This is a genomic window from Ruegeria sp. G10, assembly GCF_056533645.1.
Map to the genome: position 1 here is coordinate 141,748 of NZ_JBQFOQ010000003.1, position 17,124 is coordinate 158,871.

Annotated in this window: 21 protein-coding genes; 8 read left to right on the forward strand and 13 right to left on the reverse strand. The window is 61.6% G+C overall.

Going from position 1 to position 17,124, the window contains the following annotated elements; genetic code table 11:
• Positions 1 to 158: 158 nt before the first annotated feature.
• A complete protein-coding gene (gene ald / locus ACR0KM_RS07550; protein ID WP_480860100.1) occupies positions 159 to 1,277 on the reverse strand; it encodes an alanine dehydrogenase in 1,119 nt (372 codons plus the stop codon).
• A 137-nt stretch (positions 1,278 to 1,414) separates the two neighbouring features.
• On the opposite strand from ald, the gene ACR0KM_RS07555 reads away from it, so the two are divergent.
• Together ACR0KM_RS07555 and ppk2 are read left to right on the forward strand one after the other, a co-directional pair.
• Positions 1,415 to 1,873, forward strand: a complete 459-nt coding sequence (locus tag ACR0KM_RS07555; protein WP_480860102.1) for an Lrp/AsnC family transcriptional regulator — start codon at positions 1,415 to 1,417, stop codon at positions 1,871 to 1,873.
• Positions 1,874 to 2,327: 454 nt separating this feature from the next.
• Positions 2,328 to 3,245: a polyphosphate kinase 2 gene (gene ppk2, locus ACR0KM_RS07560; RefSeq protein ID WP_480823424.1), complete on the forward strand. Its 918-nt coding sequence runs from the start codon at positions 2,328 to 2,330 to the stop codon at positions 3,243 to 3,245.
• A 53-nt stretch (positions 3,246 to 3,298) separates the two neighbouring features.
• Here ppk2 and ACR0KM_RS07565 read toward each other — a convergent pair whose 3' ends face one another.
• On the reverse strand, positions 3,299 to 4,513 hold the full coding sequence (locus tag ACR0KM_RS07565) for a CAP domain-containing protein (RefSeq protein WP_480860104.1): 1,215 nt from the start codon (positions 4,511 to 4,513) through the stop codon (positions 3,299 to 3,301).
• A 290-nt stretch (positions 4,514 to 4,803) separates the two neighbouring features.
• The gene (gene rpsU / locus ACR0KM_RS07570) at positions 4,804 to 5,010 is read right to left on the reverse strand and encodes a 30S ribosomal protein S21 (protein WP_005614280.1); all 207 of its coding nucleotides are present in this window, start codon (positions 5,008 to 5,010) and stop codon (positions 4,804 to 4,806) included.
• Between the two features lie 111 nt (positions 5,011 to 5,121).
• Here rpsU and ACR0KM_RS07575 point away from each other — a divergent pair, with 111 nt between their 5' ends.
• On the forward strand, positions 5,122 to 5,814 hold the full coding sequence (locus ACR0KM_RS07575; RefSeq protein ID WP_480860106.1) for a COQ9 family protein: 693 nt from the start codon (positions 5,122 to 5,124) through the stop codon (positions 5,812 to 5,814).
• 72 nt (positions 5,815 to 5,886) lie between these two features.
• Positions 5,887 to 6,873: an NAD(P)H-quinone oxidoreductase gene (locus ACR0KM_RS07580; protein WP_480860108.1), complete on the forward strand. Its 987-nt coding sequence runs from the start codon at positions 5,887 to 5,889 to the stop codon at positions 6,871 to 6,873.
• A 15-nt stretch (positions 6,874 to 6,888) separates the two neighbouring features.
• Here ACR0KM_RS07580 and ACR0KM_RS07585 read toward each other — a convergent pair whose 3' ends face one another.
• Positions 6,889 to 7,746, reverse strand: a complete 858-nt coding sequence (locus ACR0KM_RS07585) for a DUF2189 domain-containing protein (protein WP_480860302.1) — start codon at positions 7,744 to 7,746, stop codon at positions 6,889 to 6,891.
• Between the two features lie 195 nt (positions 7,747 to 7,941).
• Between ACR0KM_RS07585 and ACR0KM_RS07590 the strand changes: the two genes are divergently transcribed.
• On the forward strand, positions 7,942 to 8,925 hold the full coding sequence (locus ACR0KM_RS07590) for a quinone oxidoreductase family protein (RefSeq protein ID WP_480860110.1): 984 nt from the start codon (positions 7,942 to 7,944) through the stop codon (positions 8,923 to 8,925).
• Positions 8,926 to 8,964: 39 nt separating this feature from the next.
• Here the strand turns inward: ACR0KM_RS07590 and ACR0KM_RS07595 are convergent, their stop codons facing one another.
• The 9 genes from ACR0KM_RS07595 to ACR0KM_RS07635 form a co-directional block, all read right to left on the reverse strand.
• Complete coding sequence (locus ACR0KM_RS07595; RefSeq protein ID WP_480860112.1) at positions 8,965 to 9,498, reverse strand: outer membrane protein; 534 nt, start codon at positions 9,496 to 9,498, stop codon at positions 8,965 to 8,967.
• Between the two features lie 259 nt (positions 9,499 to 9,757).
• Positions 9,758 to 10,234 (reverse strand): YHS domain-containing (seleno)protein, encoded by a 477-nt coding sequence (locus ACR0KM_RS07600; protein ID WP_480823436.1) that lies wholly within the window; start codon positions 10,232 to 10,234, stop codon positions 9,758 to 9,760.
• A 172-nt stretch (positions 10,235 to 10,406) separates the two neighbouring features.
• Positions 10,407 to 10,682 carry a hypothetical protein gene (locus ACR0KM_RS07605; protein WP_480823438.1) on the reverse strand — a complete coding sequence of 92 codons (276 nt, stop codon included), beginning with the start codon at positions 10,680 to 10,682 and terminating at the stop codon, positions 10,407 to 10,409.
• Positions 10,679 to 11,284: a glycerol-3-phosphate 1-O-acyltransferase PlsY gene (gene plsY / locus ACR0KM_RS07610; RefSeq protein ID WP_480860114.1), complete on the reverse strand. Its 606-nt coding sequence runs from the start codon at positions 11,282 to 11,284 to the stop codon at positions 10,679 to 10,681. Before plsY ends, ACR0KM_RS07605 begins: the two co-directional genes overlap by 4 nt.
• Positions 11,284 to 12,564 (reverse strand): dihydroorotase, encoded by a 1,281-nt coding sequence (gene pyrC, locus ACR0KM_RS07615; RefSeq protein ID WP_480860117.1) that lies wholly within the window; start codon positions 12,562 to 12,564, stop codon positions 11,284 to 11,286. Before pyrC ends, plsY begins: the two co-directional genes overlap by 1 nt.
• Entirely contained in the window at positions 12,561 to 12,947 is a 387-nt protein-coding gene (locus ACR0KM_RS07620; protein WP_480860119.1) for a hypothetical protein, read from the reverse strand. The genes pyrC and ACR0KM_RS07620 overlap by 4 nt, the downstream gene beginning before the upstream one ends.
• Positions 12,932 to 13,450 carry a hypothetical protein gene (locus tag ACR0KM_RS07625; protein WP_480860121.1) on the reverse strand — a complete coding sequence of 173 codons (519 nt, stop codon included), beginning with the start codon at positions 13,448 to 13,450 and terminating at the stop codon, positions 12,932 to 12,934. The genes ACR0KM_RS07620 and ACR0KM_RS07625 overlap by 16 nt, the downstream gene beginning before the upstream one ends.
• A complete protein-coding gene (locus ACR0KM_RS07630; protein WP_480860124.1) occupies positions 13,447 to 14,382 on the reverse strand; it encodes an aspartate carbamoyltransferase catalytic subunit in 936 nt (311 codons plus the stop codon). Before ACR0KM_RS07630 ends, ACR0KM_RS07625 begins: the two co-directional genes overlap by 4 nt.
• Before the next feature lie 59 nt (positions 14,383 to 14,441).
• A complete protein-coding gene (locus ACR0KM_RS07635; RefSeq protein WP_480860126.1) occupies positions 14,442 to 15,050 on the reverse strand; it encodes a scavenger receptor class F, member 2 in 609 nt (202 codons plus the stop codon).
• A 91-nt stretch (positions 15,051 to 15,141) separates the two neighbouring features.
• On the opposite strand from ACR0KM_RS07635, the gene ACR0KM_RS07640 reads away from it, so the two are divergent.
• The 3 genes from ACR0KM_RS07640 to ACR0KM_RS07650 are packed head-to-tail and all read left to right on the forward strand — an operon-like array spanning position 15,142 to position 17,122.
• Positions 15,142 to 15,909: a uracil-DNA glycosylase gene (locus ACR0KM_RS07640; protein ID WP_480860304.1), complete on the forward strand. Its 768-nt coding sequence runs from the start codon at positions 15,142 to 15,144 to the stop codon at positions 15,907 to 15,909.
• Complete coding sequence (locus ACR0KM_RS07645) at positions 15,906 to 16,505, forward strand: metallophosphoesterase family protein (protein WP_480860127.1); 600 nt, start codon at positions 15,906 to 15,908, stop codon at positions 16,503 to 16,505. Before ACR0KM_RS07640 ends, ACR0KM_RS07645 begins: the two co-directional genes overlap by 4 nt.
• On the forward strand, positions 16,502 to 17,122 hold the full coding sequence (locus ACR0KM_RS07650) for a LysE family translocator (RefSeq protein ID WP_480860128.1): 621 nt from the start codon (positions 16,502 to 16,504) through the stop codon (positions 17,120 to 17,122). The genes ACR0KM_RS07645 and ACR0KM_RS07650 overlap by 4 nt, the downstream gene beginning before the upstream one ends.
• Positions 17,123 to 17,124 lie beyond the last annotated feature (2 nt).

Here is a 17,124-nt window from a genome sequence, read left to right on the forward strand (position 1 = left end):
TGCCCTTCTCTGGTTGGGCCCGGCGCCTCGCATTCTGCTCGGCGCCTTTGTTTTTTGATGGCCTGCGTCAGGCGAGACCGCGACGCGCCACAGGCGCGGCGCTTGGCCCAACGCTGTAAAGCGCTCTCGTCAGAGAGCGCTTTCAGGGGCGGGAGGGTTTACGACTTGATCACTACGCTGGGGGCAACCACGTCGATGCCCAGAGCTTTGCCCACCGCGTAATAGGTCAGTTGACCGGCATGGACGTTCAGACCCGCCAGCAGGTGCGGGTCGTCCTGACAGGCCTGTTTCCAGCCCTTGTCCGCCAGCGACAGCATGAACGGCATCGTCGCGTTACCCAATGCGATGGTGGAAGTACGCGCGACCGCACCCGGCATGTTGGCGACGCAGTAATGCATGATGCCGTCGACCTCATAGATCGGATCGGCATGGGTGGTGGCCTTCGAGGTCTCGAAACAGCCGCCCTGGTCGATCGCCACATCCACCAGAACCGCGCCGGGTTTCATCGTCGACAGCTGCTCACGCGTGATCAGTTTGGGGGCGGCGGCACCGGGGATCAGAACCGCGCCGATCACCATGTCGGCGTCGCGGATCAGCTCGGCAGTTGCGCCGGCAGTCGAGTACTGGTTCTTGAACTGGCCGCCAAACACATCGTCCAGATAGCGCAGACGCGGCAGCGAGCGGTCCAGAACGGTCACATCCGCACCCATGCCCGCGGCAATCTTGGCCGCGTGGGTGCCAACAACACCGCCGCCGATCACGACCACTTTGGCCGGACCAACGCCCGGAACGCCGCCCATCAGAACGCCGCGCCCGCCGTTGGCTTTTTGCAGGGTCCAAGATCCAACCTGAGGCGCCAGACGGCCCGCAACCTCGGACATCGGGGCCAGCAGGGGCAGGCCGCCGTTGGAGTCCGTCACGGTCTCATAGGCAATCGCCGTGCAGCCGGATGCGATCAGATCATGGGTCTGGTCCGGGTCGGGGGCGAGGTGCAGATAGGTGAACAGCAGCTGGCCTTCGCGCAGCATCTTGCGCTCGACCGCTTGCGGTTCCTTGACCTTGACGATCATGTCAGCGGTGGCAAAGACCTCTTCCGCGGTGTCGACAATGCGGGCACCGGCGGCCAGATAGGCCTCGTTGTCAAAGCCAGAGCCCATACCGGCGCCGGTTTCGATGATCACTTCGTGACCGCGCGCCACCGCTTCCTGCGCGGCGTTCGGGGTCATGCCGACGCGGAACTCCTGAGGTTTGATTTCCTTGGGGCAGCCGATTTTCATGAGAGAGACTCCATTCATAAACTGCTTAAATTATGGGCAGGTTGCTGTGCAATTTCTGTGAAACCCCACTTGCCAATTGCTGAAACTGTGGGAAATTATCCGAAGAACTGACAAAAATATGCAATGGATGTGCGCGAATGACATTAGACGCAACTGATCGAAAGATTCTGGCGGCGCTGCAGCGCAAAGGACGCATGTCGAATGCGGACCTATCGGATCAGGCGAATCTGTCGCCTTCGGCCTGCCACCGGCGGGTGCAACGGCTTGAGGCCGAAGGGTATATCAAGGACTACGTCGCCCTGCTGGATGCGCGCAAGCTAAACGTGCCGACCACCGTATTTGTCGAGATCACGCTACAGGGCCAAGCCGAAGAGGTTCTGGAGGCGTTCGAGAAAGCCGTGGCGCGGATACCGGATGTGCTGGAGTGCCACCTGATGGCCGGTACGGCAGATTACATCCTGAAGGTTGTGGCCGAAAACACCGAGGATTTCGCTCGTATTCACCGGCAATATCTGTCCCGCTTGCCGGGAGTGGCGCAGATGCAAAGCTCGTTCGCGCTGCGGACCGTTTTCAAGACGACCGCGCTGCCGGTTTGAACGGAGTCAGGTTGGGCCGGGATAGGTGAACAACAGCAGATGCGCCATGTTGAAGCCAAAATGCATCAGCGGCAGGCCCTCCGACGCGCGATTATAAGCCGACCACTGAGCAGTGTGATCAGGACTGCAACCAGCAACAAGCACGGTCAGAGCGCCGGAATCAGGGGCAAGAAATGGCTTATGGATCCTCTACTGTCGTGCAGGGTATTGATGCGAAGGGTGCTGCCGAAACGGCAAGTGCCGATATTGCAGGCGGCAGAGACCTAAATTCGGGGTGCGCCTGTGTTGCGGCAATTCAGACGCTTGTAACCCGGGCCAGACCGCGCGATTATTCAGGGCCCGGAGACCCCGCAACCGCCTGTTTCGTTTATTGTACGATCAAAGCGGATCATGACATCCGCCGGTTACACAGCCCCGATATTGTCCGGTCCCGGTAAATGATAAGGAGCAGACCTTGGCCTACGAAAACGACCGCGCCCCCAAAGACTGGCTGGAAGCCGAGCTGGAAGACACGCTGGACGAGGATTTTGAGATTGAGTTCAGCGAACCCATGCTCTCGATGGAAGTGCGCAAGATCTACAAGGATCAGCACCCTGACATGCTGGACCGCAAGGTGTATTTCCGCAATCTGCTGCGCCTTCAGGCCGAACTGATCAAGGTACAGGACTGGGTGCAGCATACCGGGGCAAAGGTTTGCATTTTGTTCGAAGGCCGCGACAGTGCGGGCAAGGGCGGCGTGATCAAGCGCATCACCCAGCGCCTGAATCCGCGCGTGGCCCGGGTGGTCGCGCTGCCTGCGCCCAGCCGTCGCGAACAAAGCCAGTGGTATTTTCAGCGCTACGTGCCGCACCTGCCCGCGGCCGGAGAGATCGTGCTATTCGACCGCTCGTGGTACAACCGCGCCGGGGTTGAACGCGTGATGGGTTTCGCCAATGAAGATCAGGTTGAACAGTTCTTTCAGGACGTTCCCGAATTTGAGCGGATGCTGGTGCGGTCGGGGATCATCCTGCTGAAATACTGGTTCTCGATCACCGACGAAGAACAGCAGTTGCGATTCCTGATGCGTATCCATGATCCGATGAAACAGTGGAAACTGTCGCCCATGGATCTGGAATCCCGCATCCGGTGGGAGGCCTATACCAAGGCCAAGGAAGATATGTTCTTCCGCACCAATATCTCAGAGGCCCCGTGGTACATTGTCGAGGGCAATGACAAGAAACGCGAACGTTTGAACTGTATCGAACACCTGCTGACCAAGATCCCCTACGATGATGTCCCTCAGGAAAAGGTAGACCTTCCTGACCGGCGCTATAATCCGGAATACGAACGCCGCATCCTGCCTGATGAGCTGTACGTGCCTAAGATTTATTGATCATGTTGTGAGAGGCGGTGCGGGAACGTGATCCCCGCACCTTGGCTGTCTTGTCAGCCGAAGTCGTATCCGCAGTTCATCTCGAAAACAAAGACACCGCAGAAATCGTCGGCCGCCTCTTCGATGGCGACATCAACGGTTTCAATCACATCTTCGGCGATATTGCGGCCCAGCATCAGGTCAAAATCATCCATCTCTGGTGCTGCATCGACCGTCTGAACCGGGGCCCAGTCAAATTGATCAAGCCGGGCCTGAAGCGCTGTCACGAAAGACTGAATCTCGGCCAGAAAGGCCTGAACGTCAAAGCAGGCAAGCTCGGGCATGTCTGGTTCGGCGATTTCGACCTCGGGTGCTTCGACATCCGTGACGTCTGTCTGGGGTTCTTCAACCTTGTCGACAGGTTCTTCGACCTCGGTGATATCGGATTCCGGTTCCTCAACCTCGGCCACATCGGTTTCAGGCACCTCGGGTTCAGGGTCTTCCACCTCGGCGACGGGCGTTTGGGGTTCCGGTTCCTCAACCTCGGTCACATCCGTATCCGGCGCGTCATCCGAGGGCTCCTCGGTCACATCCGCGTCCGGCGTCTCGTCTGACGGGGCCTCGGTTTCGGCCATGTCAGTTTCGGGCGTGTCCTCTTCGAAAGGCGCCTCGGTTTCCGTCACGTCTGTTTCAGGGGCTTCGACGACGGGCTCTTCGGGCGCTGGCGCTTCAGCGATGGGTGTTTCCTCTGGCGCGGGTGGTGCGATGACCTCTTCTTCTGGCAAGGCCACATCTTCGGTGGGCGGTGTTGCCGGTGCCTCGGCTTGGGCCGTATCCAGCATCACAGGGGCCTGAGTGGTGGCAAAGTTCTGGGTGACCATGACCGCATCGAAACCCTGCATGTCGCCGGTTTCGATCCCGATCCCGATATATTTGAAGTCGGGATTCAGGATATTGGCGCGGTGGCCGGGGCTGTTCATCAGGTTCTGGTGCAGCTGGGCCACATCATCGCTGATCCCCGGCGCGCCGCGTTCCGATTGCCAGGCGATGTTTTCGCCGGTGCGCCAGCTGCCCGACAGGTCAAAGCCCGCCGCCTGCATCCGCTGGGTCGCGGTTGAACCGCCCTGGCCTGTATGACTGAACCGGTCGGTTTCCAGCATCCATTCGCTGTGATCCTCGGACGATTCGTTCAATTGAGTCTCAAGTTGCAGGGGGTCTAGCCCGCGGGATGTGCGCTCTTGGTTGATCAGCGCCAGCATTTCCCGCTCGACCGTGCTTGCTGTCGACATCAGTGCCTCCGTTTTGTTGTGTCTGAGTGGACAGCCTCTGATACGAGCGACTTGGCGGCGGTTGATAGAGCGGTGGTCATTCCGGGCATTTTTCGGCGAGGGAATGCAACTGCACCGCGATTCCTTGCGCTGGAACACGCCGATCATGCGGGCCTGACAGGGATCGGCGTATTGCTGCCTTCATGTGGCCACAATTGGCGCAGCAACCTGTCCTTTAAACGACAAACCCCCGGGCGGGGCCTCGGGGGTCGTCAAATAGTGTCATCCAAAGCTGGACGAGCGTCAGGTGCTTAGAGCAAACCTTCGCGCTGCGCTTTCTTACGTGCCAGTTTACGGGCACGGCGGATCGCTTCAGCCTTCTCGCGCGCTTTTTTCTCGGACGGTTTCTCGAAATGTTGCTTCAGCTTCATTTCACGGAACACGCCTTCGCGCTGCAGCTTTTTCTTCAGGGCACGAAGCGCCTGATCGACGTTATTGTCGCGAACACTAACCTGCATGTGGTTGTCACCACCTTTCTAGATAGAGTTGCAAGGAAATTGCAGGAAGTGGCCGTATAGCAAAGCGCCGCTATCTTGTCTAGTACTGGTGCAAGAACCCGGAGGACCGTCATGACCGCCAATTATGAAGACACCAAAGAGCAATTGCTGAACGCGATTCTGGACCATGTGCCATTTGACGGCTGGTCGGAAATCAGCTTTCGCGCGGCGATTTCCGATTGCGGTCTGGAGGTGGCGCTGGCTCGTGCCATCTGCCCGCGCGGCGCGGTCGATCTGGCGCTGGCATTTCATGCGCGCGGCGACAAGGCGATGCTGGAGCGGATCAGAACCGAGGATCTGAGCGGGCTGAAATTTCGCGACAAGATCGCCGCTGCCGTGCGCTTCCGCCTGCAGGCGGTCGAGGACAAAGAGGCCGTGCGCCGGGGCGTGACCCTGTTTGCGCTGCCGATTTATGCCGCTGATGGGGCCAAGGCGGTCTGGGGCACCTGCGATCTGATCTGGGATGCGCTGGGTGACACCTCGGACGACGTGAATTGGTACACCAAACGTGCCACGCTATCGGGCGTGTATTCTTCGACGCTGCTGTATTGGCTGGGGGATGACAGCCCGGATCACCAAAGCACGTGGGAATTCCTTGATCGCCGGATCGAAGGCGTGATGCAGTTCGAAAAGCTCAAGGCGCAGGTGAATGGCAACCCGCTGCTGAAACCGTTTTTGGCGGTACCCAACTGGTTGGCGGGTCAGGTGAAGGCCCCCATGAAGATGCCTGACAACCTGCCGGGTTCGCTGTCATCGGGGAAATAGTCGCGCTGCTTCCACTTGCTGCTGGGCCTCCGCGCTACTGCCTGCTAGGCAGGAGGCAAAGGAGATATGCCCATGACCCAGACAATGCGCGCTGTTGAGATCAGCCAACCGGGTGGCCCGGACGTTCTGCAACTGACTGAACGCCCGATGCCGGAACCGGCCGAGGGTCAGGTGGTTCTGAAAGTCGCCTATGCCGGGGTGAACCGTCCCGATGCCTTGCAGCGGGCAGGGGCCTACGACCCGCCTCCGGGCGCGAGCGATCTGCCGGGGCTAGAGGCGTCGGGTGAGGTTGTGGCCATCGGTTCGGGCATCGAGGGTCTGGCCGTCGGTGATCAGGTCTGCGCTCTGCTGCCGGGCGGAGGCTACGCCGAATACGTCGCCACGCCCGCCGCGCATTGCCTGCCGGTGCCTGCAGGGATGGGGATGAAAGAGGCCGCCTGCCTGCCTGAGACCTTCTTTACCGTCTGGTCCAACGTCTTCACCCGTGGTGGCCTGAAAGCGGGCGAGCGGTTTCTGGTGCATGGTGGCTCCAGCGGTATCGGAACGACCGCGATCCAGCTGGCCAATGCCTTTGGCGCGCGGGTGTTCGCCACCGCCGGATCGGCTGAGAAATGCGAGGCTTGTGTCAAGCTGGGGGCCGAGAAGGCGATCAACTATCGCGACGAGGATTTCGTGGCCGCGATGCGCGCAGAAGGCGGCGCGAACCTGATCCTCGATATGGTGGGCGGCGATTACATCCCGCGCAACGTCAAGGCGTTGGCCGAGGACGGGCGGCTGGTTCAGATCGCCTTTCTGCAAGGTCCTGTGGTTGAATTGAACTTTGCCCTGATGATGGTCAAACGTCTGACCCTGACCGGCAGCACTCTGCGTCCGCAAAGCGATCTGGCCAAGGCGCGCATTGCGCAGGACCTGCGCGAGGCGGTCTGGCCGCTGCTAGAGGCGGGGAAGGTCGCGCCGGTGATGGATTCCGAGTTCGATCTGGCCGATGCCGCAGCAGCCCATGCGCGGATGGAAAGCTCGGGGCATATCGGCAAGATCGTTCTCAAGGTCGCCGGGTAAGCGGATGCCGGGAGGTCAGGCGACCGCCCGGCGATACAGGTGCCACGTGGCGTGGCCAAGGATCGGCATCACCACGATCAGCCCCAGCAGCATCGGGATCGCGCCCAGCACCAGCAGGGCCGCGACGATGGCACCCCATGTCAGGATCACGCGCGGATTGTGCCGCAACACCCGGACCGAGGTCACAACGGCGATCGGCACACCCACCTTCTTGTCCAACAGCAGCGGAAAGCTGACCACGCTCAGCGCCAATGCAACCAGCGCAAAGACAAATCCCGTGGCGGTTCCGGTCAGGATCATCGTCCAGCCCGCGCTGGTGGTGAACACCTCGGTCACAAACCCCATGGCCGAGACAGGCGGTTCCGGCCCGAGGGTCTGCGCATAGATGCTCTGCGCCACCATCAACCAGACCAGCAGCAGCATGACCAGATAGAACCCCAGCGCCAGAATGGCTCCGAATGAGGGTGAGCGGAACACGCCGAACGCGTCCAGCCAATGCACCTCGCCGCCCTGTTCGCGCTTGCGGCTGATCTCATACAACCCGACCGCTGCAACCGGCCCGACCAGCGCAAAACCCGCGATCAGCGGGGCCAGCAGGGGCACCATGTCTTTGTTCAGTCCGATCCCGAACATCAAAAGCCCGGCGATCGGATAGATCAGCACTACAAACACCGCATCCGCGCGGGTCTCCAGAAAGTCGCTATATCCCGCCCGCAGACAGGCGCGCAGGTCCTGCAGGGTCAGCGTATGCACTACTGGCATCACTCCGGTATCGGCGCTGCCGATCTCGCTGACCGACTCTGCCACATGATCGCCGGTCGCCCGCATCTGGCGGGCGGCCCAGCTGATTGGGTTACCGATTGTCTTGTCCATCATCATCCCCCCTTTGGCATGGATATGCTGCGGGATGCATCCGGTGCGGGCATTGCCTGTGACCGGATCAACCGGCAACGTCCCCATCAGTATAGCACATTTTGCAGAAAACTGCCCGATCACCCTTGTGCGACCACAACCATTGCCCTGCTGCACAGGCATGTTAGCTTTGTCTCAAAGGCAAGGGAGGCAGCCATGCAGCAAACCGCTCGCACCGTCGTTATCCATGAAACCGGCGGCCCCGAGGCCCTGTGGATCGAGGATCGCCCGCTGGGTGATCCGGGCCCGGGTGAGGTTCGAATTCGTCATCACGCCTGCGGGTTGAATTTCATCGATGTTTACCAGCGCAGCGGGCTCTATCCGCTGGATTTGCCGCACGCGCTGGGCATGGAAGCCGCTGGCGTGATCGAAGCGGTGGGGGAAGGCGTCACCCATCTGGAACCCGGCCAGCGCGCCGCATATGCTGCTGGACCTCCTGGTGCCTACACCGAGGCGCGCGTGATGCCCGCCGCGCAGGTCTGCCCGTTGCCCGAGGGCATCTCGTTTCGGGCGGCGGCTGCAATGATGTTGAAAGGTATGACGGTGGAGTATCTGTTTCACCGCACCACACCTTTGAAGCGCGGCGACACAGTTCTGTTTCACGCCGCCGCCGGGGGTGTCGGCCTGATCGCTTGTCAATGGGCGAAATCCGAAGGCATTACCTTGATCGGAACCGCCGGAACGGATGAGAAATGCAGCCTCGCACAGTTCAACGGGGCTGCGCATTGCATCAACTATCGAACCGAGAATTTCGTGGAGCGCGTGGCCGAGATCACGGCCGGCAAGGGTGTTGATGTGGTCATGGATTCGATAGGAGCGGATACGTTCGAAGGCTCTTTGGACTGCCTCAAACCGTTGGGTATGATGATATCCTTCGGCAATGCTTCGGGGCCGGTGCCACCGGTTGATCTAGGGATGCTGGCGCAGCGCGGATCGCTCAAGATGACGCGGCCCACCCTGTTTACGCATATCGCTGATCATGCCGTGTGCCAGGCGATGGCGCGACGGCTGTTCGGCAAGGTCGAGGGGCGTGAGGTCAAAATCCACGTTGATCAGCAATTCCCGCTGGATCAGGTCGCCGATGCCCACCGCGCGCTTGAGGCGCGGCAGACCACAGGTAGCACGGTTCTGGAACCCTGAGCGGTTGGGCCCGGCAGATGCGCCGGGCCCAGTCTGCCATCAGAACCGATAGGTGGCCCGGATCTGGAGCGTCGTGGCATCCACGTCCACCCCGGTGGAATTGAAATTGTCGAACTCGTGATAGAGTAGCTCGCCCCCGATACTGACACTCGGCGCCACGATCTGTTCATAGCCCGCGCCAATGAACCAGCCATCGTCACTGCCGAGGTTATCTGTATCGGCATCGGCATAGCCAGCGGTGCCGTAAAACAGCCCCTGCGGGTTCACCTTGTACCCAGCGCGCGCTTTGATGCGCCAGACCTGCTCGACCGTGGCGGCACCAGAAAGATCCACATCAGTCCAGTCATAGTCAAAGCCGCCGCCAACGACCCAGTCGCCCAGATCGTAGTCATATCCCAGAGTAATACCGCCGATCACACTGTCGCCGTCCACGCCGGACAGGTTGGTGTCAGCATCGGCGTACCCCAATTGGGCGCCGCCGTAGAACCCTGTCCAATTGCCCGAAGACTGTGCCATTGCAGTGCCTGCCGCCAAAGTCGCGACAGTCGTGAACATCACCAGTTTTGCTGTCATCTTTTTTCCTTCAACTCATAGAACGGCCGCAGGGTGTTAACGCACGGCCTCGTATCGACAAAATGATCCGGTTTCTGCTCCGGATCATCACGTTTTCAACTGTCCCGAACGATGTGCGTCTGACCTGAGAGGGCAGCACGCGCGGGCCCGGTCGACCGGGCGCTTATCTGATCCACAGGTAGGTCTGAGTCAGAGGCCTTCAAACGACAAACGGCGGCGGATACGATCCGCCGCCGATGCACTGAATGTCTTCAGCGGATTATTGCTCTTGCAGCTCCGCAGGGGTCTTGTCTGCGATGTCTTTCCAGTTGGCGTCGGCGCGCTCGTTAAAGCCCGGGATATCGCCTTCCCAGCGTTCCTGAATGTCAGCCGACAGGTTCAGGTACAGCTTGTTGTCAACGATCTTCCAGTAGTTCGGGTCGCCATCGAACTTGAAGCCCATCGCGGTGCCGAAGGCGCAGTAGCCGCCATATGCGGGCAGGTAAGCCTCGGGGTTTTCTTCAAAGGCTGCTTTGTTTTCTTCCGAAGCAAAGCGGTACAGCGCATCGTTGTGCAGTGTGGTGATGCGGTAATCGCCTTTGGTGGCTTCGCCAACAGTGAAGTAGGCAACCGGGTCATAGCCCTGCAGCGCCAGGCCGGTCGAGCTTGCGTTCAGTTCTACGCCGGCGGCCAGAGCCGTGCTTGCAACTGCAACAGACAGCGCGACACCGCCGATGAGGGATTTGAACTTGTTCATTGTGTTCACCTTTCGTGAAAAGGCCCGCGTTCGAGCACCTGAATTTTGCTCCGGCGAACCGGATTTGTTGTTGCGGCACCGGTAATTGGCTGCCACGCAATCACAGTTGGGAAGGCCGTCGCTCACATTCAAAACAATCAATTGTGAATGTGTATTGACGAAGGGCACCTGTTCATTCGCGCACGTCAGGGACCAAAGCCAGCACGAAGCGTATGACCTTTTCGGCAGGCATTTCACAGGGGCGCAACAGCGCTCCGCTGGCTTGTGTCAGATAGAGGTTCAGGCTGATATAGTCCGTCCCGCCAAGCTGATGCGCGACCAGCTTGTGAGATCGTCCTGCGGCCATGATCTGGTGCGACACCACATAGCGGCGCTGATCGGCGGTTGCGGTAAATGTACCTGTTGGCAGATCGGCAAGGGCGCGTGCAACGCGGTCTGCGGCGCTCACGATTTGCCGATTTTGGGCTCGGTCCCGGCCTTGATGCGCGCCACGTTGGCGCTGTGGCGCCAATAGACCAGCAGGGTCAGCACAATGCCCAGTATGAACGTGCTGCCGTCGGTCAGCACCATGATCCATGTGGTCGACAGCGCTGCTGCCGCCAGCGCGCCCACCGACGAGATGCGCCAGATCGCTGCGCTCACCAGCCAGGTCAGGCAGCAGGCAAGCCCGACGCGCCAGTCCAGCGCCAACCACAGACCCAGAAACGTCGCAACCCCCTTACCGCCCCTGAAGCCCAGCCAGACCGGAAAGCAATGACCAAGGAAGGCCATAAGGGCCGCAACCTGCGCCGCGTCCTCTCCGGCCATGGCCCGCGCCAGCAGCACGGCCACCGCGCCCTTGGCCCCGTCCAGCAACAACGTCAGTGCCGCCGCGCCTTTGTTACCGGTCCGCAGCACATTGGTCGCACCGATATTGCCCGAGCCGATATTGCGCAGATTGCCCAGCCCCATGACCTTGGCAAGGATCATCCCGAACGGGACCGATCCCATCAGGTACCCCAGACCCGCCCACAGGATCAGCTGGGTCATTGTGCTGTCAAAAAAGGGCATCAGGCTCTCCGGTAGACTTCGTTTCCGGCCACATAGGTTGCGGTGACCTTACCCTGCATCCGCTGTCCGTCAAACGGAGTGTTCTGAGATTTCGATTTCAGCGCGAACCGGTCCAGCACAAAGGGCACATCCGGGTCAAACAGGACCAGATCTGCGGGTGCACCCTCGGCCAGACGGCCCGAGCTCAATCCCAGCCGTTTCGCCGGGTTCAGGGCCATGGCGCGGAACAGCGTCGGCAGATCCAGTTGCTCGGCATGATAGAGCCGTAGCGCTGCAGGCAGAAGAGTTTCCAGCGCCACCGCGCCCGAGGCGGCCTCTTCAAACGGCAGGCGTTTACTTTCCTCGTCCTGTGGCGTGTGCATTGAACTGATGGTGTCGATCAGGCCGGTGCGGACGGCCTCGATCACCGCCTGCCGGTCATCCTCGGACCGCAGCGGAGGTTTGACCTTGAAGAAGGTGCGATAGTCGGCCACGTCCAGTTCGTTCAGCGTCAGATGGTGGATCGAGGTGCCAGCGGTGATGTCCAGCCCATTGCGCTTTGCACGCTCCAGCGCGGGCAGAGCGCGGGCGGTGGTGATCTGGTCGGCGTGGTAAGCTGCCCCGGTCATCTCAAGCAGGGCGATGTCGCGGTCCAGTCCCATGCGTTCGGCCATCGGAGAAACCGCAGGCAGGCCACGCAGGGCTGCGAATTTGCCGCTGGTGGCTGCGGCACCGCTGCTCAGGCCCGGTTCCTGCGGGTGGGCAATCACAAGCGCGCCGCAGGATTTGGCATAGGTCAGCGCGCGGGAGAAGACCTTGGTGTTGGTGATGACGTGATCGCAGTCGGTAAAGGCCACAGCGCCCGCGTCTTGCAGGAACCCGATCTCGGTCATCTCACGCCCGTCGCGCCCTTTGGTCAACGCGGCCATCGGCAGCACGTTCACAGGTGCATCCGCCTGTGCGCGCCGGGTGGCGAATTCCAGCGTTTCGGGTGTGTCGACAGCGGGCAGGGTATCGGGGCGGGTGACGATAGTGGTGACGCCGCCTGCAGCAGCAGCCAGACCGGCGGATTTGTAGCTTTCCTTGTGCCGCTCACCCGGTTCACAGACCTTGACGCCGATATCGACGATGCCGGGGGCCAGACATTGCCCGCCACAATCGACCACCTGCGCGTCCGTGGTCGGGGCATCGCCTTCGCCGCGCAGGGTAATGCGGCCATCGGTGACCTGCAGCCAGCCAAGCGTGTCTGTTCCGGCCTCGGGGTCGATCAGGCGGGCGTTGGTGAAGATCAGAGTGCTCATGCCATGGCCCTTTCGATGGCGGCTTTGGTGGCGGCGGGGTTTGCCTGATACTTGATCAGGTGTTTATCGCCGCCCTTGGTCACGATCTGGATAAAGCTGCCCATGGTGTTGACAGCCTCGATCTGGTTCAGCGCCACCGTGCGTGGGCCGGGGCCGGTTAGGGTGGTCTCGGACATCTCCCAATTGGCGGCCAGCTCTTCCGAGGCCAGATACCATGCGCGGATGCCGATCGCGGCGAGGCCTGCGGGGGCTCCGGTCCAGACATAGGGGTTCCCGATCAGCCACAGGACCAGCATCGCGGCGGCCATGGCAAAGGCAGCCATCCATGTGTTCGTGCGGATGTATGCACCCTTGTCGGGGGCGAAGGTTACAGGATCAGCCATAGGGCACCTCCGACAGCGATCAGGATCAGCAGGGCGATTAGGGATGAACCGATGCGGCGCGCGTTGCCCGCGTCCTGCGGGGGGTGCGGGGCCGAGAATGGCTTGGCGCTTTCGGTTGCGATCGGGCCGCCGGACCAGTTGGTCGCTTCTTCGGTGAACAGACCGATCAGGCGCAGACGCGGATCGGGCTTCAGCTTTGCCGGGCGGCCCTGAAAGGCGGCGCTGCGCAGGGCCATGACCCAGCCCTCGATCCGCTCCAGCGCTGCGCGGTCCAGTTGGTCGTCGGAGACGCCGCAGCCTTCGTTGAGATAGCCATAAAGGCCAAGGTCTTCGAGATCGGAGACCGGAAATATGTCGATCTGCGCCGGGTCCAGCCCATCGACCCCCAGCACCTGATCGGCGGCACCCGGTTCGCGAAGGAACTTGGCCTCTTCGGCGCGCATGTCCAGCGCGAACAGGCGGATCACGCCGCGTTCATGGGGGGCGACGGTCAGGTCGTTCATGCGGGTTCTCGCAGGGTGCGGGCCAGCAGGTCCATCGCGGCCATGCGGACCGCGACGCCCATCTCGACCTGTTCCTGAATGACGGACCGGTTGATGTCGTCAGCCAGAGTGCCGTCGATCTCGACCCCGCGGTTCATCGGGCCGGGGTGCATGACGATGGCGTCGGGCTTGGCCAGCGCCAGCTTGGCGGCGTCCAGACCATAGCGGTGATAGTATTCGCGTTCCGACGGGATGAACCCGCCATCCATCCGCTCGCGCTGAAGGCGCAGCATCATGACAACGTCGACGTCCTTAAGGCCCTCGTTCATGTCGTCGTAAATCTCGGCCCCGAACTCCGCGAACTGATGCGGAACCAGTGTCGGAGGGCCAATCAGGCGGATGCGGTTCTCCATCTTCCCGAGCAGGATCAGGTTCGACCGCGCCACGCGCGAATGCGCAACATCGCCGCAGATCGCGATGTCCAGGCGGTGCAGGCGGCCCTTGGCGCGGCGGATCGTCAGCGCGTCCAGCAGCGCCTGTGTTGGGTGTTCATGCCGCCCGTCACCGGCGTTCAGCACGGCGCAGTTCACTTTTTGCGCCAGCAGGTCCACCGCGCCGGAATGCGGGTGACGCACCACCAGCAGATCAGGGTGCATCGCATTCAGAGTCATGGCGGTGTCGATCAGCGTCTCACCCTTTTTGATCGAGCTGGCCTGCATCGCCATGTTCATTACATCCGCGCCCAGCCGCTTGCCCGCCAGCTCGAAACTGGCCTGCGTGCGGGTTGAGTTTTCAAAGAACATATTGATCTGCGTCAGCCCCGACAGCACGTCCGAGTGTTTGGTCGATTGGCGGTTCAGATCGACATAGGTCTCGGCCAGATCGAGGATGGCGGTGATATCGGATTGCGACAGATGCTCGATGCCAAGAAGGTGACGATGGGCGAAACGCATGGGCGGGCTCCTGTCTGACAATCGGCCCGCTTATAGAAAGCCGCGCGGGTCAAGGCAACCTAAGGTTCGGTGCCGTCGGGCAGTTTCTCGCATCCGCCATCGGGCAGGCACTGCTCGCCGGGTTTGCACCATTTGCCGTAACCGCAATCGATGGCCTTGATGGGCACACATCCCTGATGGGCCGAGCATTTGAATCCGGGGCGGCATTGCGACCCGGTTTCTTCGCACAAGAACCAGCCGGGACGCGAGCACCCGCCGCCCGGCAGGCAGGTTGAACCCCGTGCGCAGGTCAGCCCGTCATCACAGGTTTGCGGCGGGCTGGGGTCGAACTCGGGCCTGGTGCTTTCGCATTCGCCGCGCGCATTGCAAAAGCTGCCGCCCGGACAATCCAGCCGCGATGTACATTTGTTCAGCCCGGCAGGCGCGCAACGTGTGCCGCGCGCCACGCAGCGTTCGAACGGGCCGCAGGTGCGGCCGCCGCCACAATACGTGTGGCCCGGAGGGATGCAGCGACCGTCAAAGCTGCAGCGTTGGCCTGCCGGGCAGCATCCCCGGCCACATTGCAATTGACCGGGACGGCACTGTCCATTCCGGTCCAAGGGGTTCGCTTGCATCGGGCTACCGGCAAGGTTCAGAACCAGCCCGATCAGCAGGATTCGCAGGATCATCAACATGAATTCCTGCATGGTCGACCTGTGGCGGCGTTGTGGCAAGGTCTATTCGCTTTCCCTCGGTCAAAAGCTGGTTAGATTGAGGGCTATGGAATCGGGCTTGAACTATCATACCGCGCGGGCTCTGCTGGATTGGCAGATTGAGCTGGGCGTGACGGATGCGATCGGCGACGCGCCGGTCGACCGCTATGCCTTGCCCGACAAGGCACCGAAGGCGAAAAAGCCCGCTGCTGTCCAGGCAGCGCCTGAGCCCGCGCAGAAGGTCGATCCGGCAGAGGTGGCGCAGCACGCTGCGAAAGCGGCCGGGTCGCTGGCGGAATTGCGGGCGGCGATGGACGCGTTTGGCCTGTGCGATCTGAAACGCGGCGCAAAGCAACTTGTGTTTGCCGACGGCACCCCCGGCGCGCGGGTGATGATCATTGGTGAGGCTCCGGGCCGGGATGAGGACCGCGAGGGCAAGCCCTTTGTCGGACGCGCCGGGCAGTTGCTGGACCGGATGCTGGCCGCGATTGATCTGGACCGGCACAAGAACGTCTATATCACCAATGTGCTGCCGTGGCGGCCTCCGCAGAACCGGGATCCCAAGCCGGAAGAGATTGGCATGATGAAGCCTTTTCTAGAACGCCACGTGGCGCTGGCCAAGCCCGAGGTTCTGGTGGTGATGGGCAATATCAGCTGTCAGGCGGTGCTGGGCAAACGCGGCATCACGCGGCTGCGCGGCAACTGGGATCAGGCGCTGGGCCTGCCGGTGATCCCGATGTTCCACCCCGCCTACCTGCTGCGGCAACCGCAGATGAAGCGGCAGGCCTGGGCCGATCTGCTGGAGCTGAAAGCGCGGCTGGGGGCCGGGGTATGAGGGTTCTGGCTTTCTCGGACCTGCATCTGGCGCGTAACCGGGCCGCTGATCTGGTCGCGGCCAGCGCGCAGGCCGATCTGGTCATCGGGGCCGGGGATTTCTGCAACGGGCGGCAGGGTCTGGACAAGGCGATAGGGATGCTCTCGGGCATTGCAGCACCCATGGTTCTGGTCCCCGGAAATGCCGAAAGCGCCGAGGAACTGACCGCCGCCGCACCTGACGGGGCGCATGTTCTGCACGGGACAGGCATGACTCTGGACGGCTTGCGCCTGTTTGGTCTGGGCTACGGTGTGCCGGTGACGCCCTTTGGGGATTGGTCCTGTGACCTGACCGAGGCTGAGGCCGCCGAGCTGCTGGATCGTTGCGAGGCTGCGGATGTTCTGATCGTGCATTCTCCGCCCAAGGGGCACGGGGATACCACGTCGCAAGGCCTGTCCGTGGGGTCGGTTGCCGTGCGGGACGCGGTGGAACGGCTTCAGCCGGGTCATGTCTTTTGCGGCCATATCCACGACAGCTGGGGCTATCGCGGCATCATCGGTCGCAGCCAGATCGCCAATCTGGGCCCCAAAGTGCATTGGTTCGAGGTGGACACATGATCGACACGGTCACCCTTCTGGCCTTCATCCCCGCCGCGATGGCGCTGAATTTCACGCCGGGTGCGGATATGATGTTCTGCTTTGGGCAGGGCCTGCGGTCCGGTGCCCGTCCGGCGCTGATGGCCAGCGCGGGCGTCTCGGTCGGCCTGATGGTGCATGTGCTGCTGGCAGGGCTGGGGCTGGGCGCGCTGGTATCTGCGCTGCCGTGGCTGTTTGATGTGATCCGGTGGATGGGCGTCGCCTATCTGCTCTATCTCGCATGGGGGGCAATCCGAAACGGAGCGGTTTCGGGCGATGCCCCCACCAAGCCCACGCATTTCGCCTTTCGCGACGGGATGATCGTGAACCTGACCAATCCCAAGGTGATCCTGTTCGTGTTGGCCTTCATCCCGCAGTTTGTCGATCCCGCGCAGGGCTCGGTTCTGGTGCAATTCCTGATCTTCGGCGTGATCATCGCGCTGGGCGGTTTTGTGGTGAACGGGCTGGTGGGATTGTTTGCAGGCGGGGCCGGGCGGTTGCTGATTTCAAACCCGCGCGCCTCGCGCATCATGGGCTGGGTGACCGGAGCGATTTTTACCGCCCTCGCCATCCGCCTTGCCATTATGGAAAGGGCCTGACG